This window comes from Mesorhizobium sp. M7A.F.Ca.CA.004.12.1.1, from assembly GCF_003997835.1.
In the GTDB taxonomy this organism is placed as follows: Bacteria; Pseudomonadota; Alphaproteobacteria; order Rhizobiales; family Rhizobiaceae; genus Mesorhizobium.
Map to the genome: position 1 here is coordinate 1 of NZ_RZRK01000675.1, position 3,375 is coordinate 3,375.

Annotated in this window: 5 protein-coding genes; all 5 read right to left on the bottom strand. The window is 65.1% G+C overall.

What is annotated here, in order from left to right:
• Positions 1–542, bottom strand: a 542-nt coding sequence (locus EN984_RS27430) for a 5-oxoprolinase subunit PxpA (protein WP_127384094.1), incomplete at its 3' end; no start/stop codon positions are given.
• Between the two features lie 36 nt (positions 543–578).
• Positions 579–968: a biotin/lipoyl-containing protein gene (locus tag EN984_RS27435; protein ID WP_127272578.1), complete on the bottom strand. Its 390-nt coding sequence runs from the start codon at positions 966–968 to the stop codon at positions 579–581.
• Positions 958–2,331 carry an acetyl-CoA carboxylase biotin carboxylase subunit gene (gene accC, locus EN984_RS27440; protein WP_127269420.1) on the bottom strand — a complete coding sequence of 458 codons (1,374 nt, stop codon included), beginning with the start codon at positions 2,329–2,331 and terminating at the stop codon, positions 958–960. Before accC ends, EN984_RS27435 begins: the two co-directional genes overlap by 11 nt.
• A 4-nt stretch (positions 2,332–2,335) precedes the next feature.
• A complete protein-coding gene (locus EN984_RS27445; RefSeq protein WP_127269419.1) occupies positions 2,336–2,791 on the bottom strand; it encodes an acetyl-CoA carboxylase biotin carboxyl carrier protein subunit in 456 nt (151 codons plus the stop codon).
• An 8-nt stretch (positions 2,792–2,799) separates the two neighbouring features.
• On the bottom strand, positions 2,800–3,375 hold a 576-nt coding region (locus EN984_RS27450; protein WP_127384095.1), incomplete at its 5' end, for an aminotransferase class I/II-fold pyridoxal phosphate-dependent enzyme.

Sequence of the window (3,375 nt, forward strand, 5' to 3'; positions counted from 1 at the left end):
AGAAAGCCTTCCTCCGTATAGGCGCGGTCGGCAAAGATTTCGGACCTGACCGTCAGGCCCGCGTCGCGCGCGATCCTGTCCTGGAAGCCGAGCGCAATGGCCAGGCAGATCAGGCCGGGATCGACGGCCTTGACCGCGCGCGTCACCGCTTCGGCGACGCCACGATCGGTCTGGGTAAGATTGCCTAGCGCGCCATGCGCCTTGACGTAGCGGATCGGGTGGCCGGCATAGGCGGAAAGCGCCTGCGCCGCGCCGATCTGGTAGGCGACCAGCCTTTCGATCTCATCCATGGAATGCGGAATGATGCGGCGTCCGAACCCCCACAGATCGGCGAAGCTCGGATGCGCGCCAACAGCAACGCCCTTGTCGCGCGCCATCGAGAACGTGGCCGCCATGATCTCGGGGTCGCCGGCGTGAAAGCCGCAGGCCACATTGGCGGAACTGACGATGTCGAGGATCGCCGCATCGTCGCCGAGCCTGTAGGCTCCAAAACCCTCGCCCATGTCGGAATTGATATCGACCTGCAATCCTTGGGCCGCCATGGCGCTTTCCTCAGTGGTTCGAACCATCGCCTTGCTTCACACCAGCCCGTAGAGCGGCGTGCCGTAGCCGACGACCGCTCCGTCCTCGATCAGCGCTGCACCCAGCACACCGTCTGCCGGCGCAACGATTGCCTTCAGGCATTGGCCGACCTGCAGGACGCCGACCGTCTCGCCCTTGCGAACCGTCTGGCCAGGTTCGGCGATCGGGCGACCGGTCGTCGGGTGATCGAGACGGAACACGCCGACGCCGGGCGCGCGCACGCCCTTGAAGGCCGTTTCGGCCTTCGGGGCTTCGGCCAGGGGTGTCGAGGCAACAACGGATTGCATGTGCAGGCGCAACGAAAAGCCGGCCTCCGACACTTCGATCTCGCCGATGCCGGCGCTAGCGCACCAGGCGGCCAGCCTTTCGATCTCCTCAATCGTCATCGCCGCCTCGTCCCTGGAGCAGACCGCCTTCAATGAGACGTTCGAGATGATGGATATCGAAGCCGCCGGCAGCGAAGCCGGGCTCGTCCATCAGGAGGCCGTGCAGCGGCGCGTTGGTGGCGATGCCGACAGCCTCCATCTCGCCCAGCGCGCCGCTCATGCGCCGGATCGCCTCGGCTCGCGTCACGCCATGCGCCAGCAGCTTGGCCACCAATGAATCGTAGTGCGGCGGGACGGTGTAGCCGGAGTAGAGATGCGATTCGACGCGGATTCCGGGACCTCCGGGCGGCGTCCAGCGCTCGACCCGGCCCGGATGCGGGCGAAAGCTGTATGGATCTTCAGCGTTGATGCGGCATTCGACGGCGTGGCCCTGGATGCGGATGTCTTCCTGGCTGAACGACAGGGGTTCGCCCCGGGCGATGCGGATCTGCTCGCGCACGATATCGATGCCGGTGACAAGTTCCGTGACGGGATGCTCCACCTGCACGCGGGTGTTCATCTCGATGAAAGAGAAGCGCCCGTCCTCGTAGAGGAATTCGAATGTGCCCGCGCCTGTATAGCCGATGGTCAGGCATGCCTGGGCACACAGCTCGCCGATCTCGGCAACCGCCTCGCGGGCGATGCCGGGCGCCGGCGCCTCCTCGATGATCTTCTGGTGGCGGCGCTGCATGGAGCAATCCCGCTCGCCGAGCCAGACCGCCCTGCCATGCTTGTCCGCCAGAATCTGGATCTCGATATGGCGCGGATGCTCGAGGAATTTTTCCAGATAGACTTGCGGGTTGCCGAACGCCCGGTCCGCCTCTTTCACCGCCATTGAAACGGCTTCCATCAGGGCGTGCTGCTCGCGCACGATGCGCATGCCGCGCCCGCCGCCGCCGCCCGCTGCCTTGACGATGACCGGATAGCCGATGGCCTCGGCAATGGCGCGCACTGCCTGCTCGTCCTGCGGCAGCGCACCCTCCGACCCTGCAACGCAGGGAACGCCGGCGGCGATCATCGTGCGCTTGGCGGAGACCTTGTCGCCCATGGTGCGGATCGCCGCCGCGGACGGCCCGATGAAGATGAGACCGGCATTCTCAACAGCCTCGGCGAAGGCGGCGTTTTCCGAGAGGAAACCATAGCCCGGATGGATCGCGCCGGCGCCGGTAAGTTGCGCGGCCGCGATGATCTCGGCGATGTTGAGATAGCTCTCCGTCGCGGCCGCCGGTCCGATGCAGATCGCCCTGTCCGCCAGCGCGACATGTCGAAGGCTCGCATCCGCTTCCGAGTGCGCCGCCACCGTCTTCAATCCGAGGTCGCGGCAGGCGCGCAGGATGCGCAGCGCGATTTCACCACGATTGGCGATAAGGACGGTGTCGAACATCGCCTCAGCCCAAATCTTCGAGAACGAACAGCACATCGCCGGACTGCACCGCGGCATGGTCGTCGAACGCGATCTGGACGATCCGCCCAGCGCGATCGGATTCCACGACATTGAACGTCTTCATGGCTTCGAGGACACCAACCTTCTGCCCTTCCACGACCATATCGCCAACCGAAGCGAGCGGCGGTTCACCTTCGGTGCCGGAGCGGTAGAACACGCCCGTCAGCGGCGCGCGGATCGAATAGCGTGCGATGGGCGGAGATGTCGAAGCCGGATTTGTGAAGACGGCAGGGACGGCGGCTGGCCCCGACTGCGACGCAGATTGCGCTTGCGACGCGGATTGCGCCGGCGCCATCTGCCTGGACATGCGGATGCGAACGCCATTGCGCTCGATCTCCAGTTCGGCAATGGGCGAACGCGAGACAAATTCGATCAGCTTCTGGACGAAGTCGAGATCCATCGCCGACCCTATCGCAGCGCTTCGACAGCCTTGGCGATTCGCCCGATCGCTTTTTCGATCAGATCCATCGACGTGGCTATGGAAATGCGGAAATGCGGCGACAGCCCGTAGGCAGAGCCCTGCACCACCGCGACCCGCGCCTGATCGAGCAGGTAAAGCGAGAAATCATCGTCGCTGCCGATGGGAGTGCCGTCGGGGCGACGACGGCCGATCAGGGCCGAGCAATTGGGATAGAGATAGAAGGCGCCCTCGGGCGTCTGGCAGGTAAGGCCGGGAATCTTGCGCAGCAGCTCCAGAGCGCGGTCGCGCCGAGCCTGGAATTCGAGCGCCCGAGGGCGAAGAAAGTCCTGGGGACCTTCCAGTGCGGCAATGGTCGCGGCCTGCGAGATGGATGACGGGTTCGACGTGCTTTGGCTCTGCACGGTGGCCATGGCGCGGATCAGCGGTTCCGGCCCGCCGGCATAGCCGATCCGCCAGCCGGTCATGGCATAGGCCTTCGACACGCCATTCACTGTCAGCGTACGGTCCTTCAGCCTCGGCTCGACGCCGGCGATGGTATGGAAGGTACGTCCATCGAACAGGAT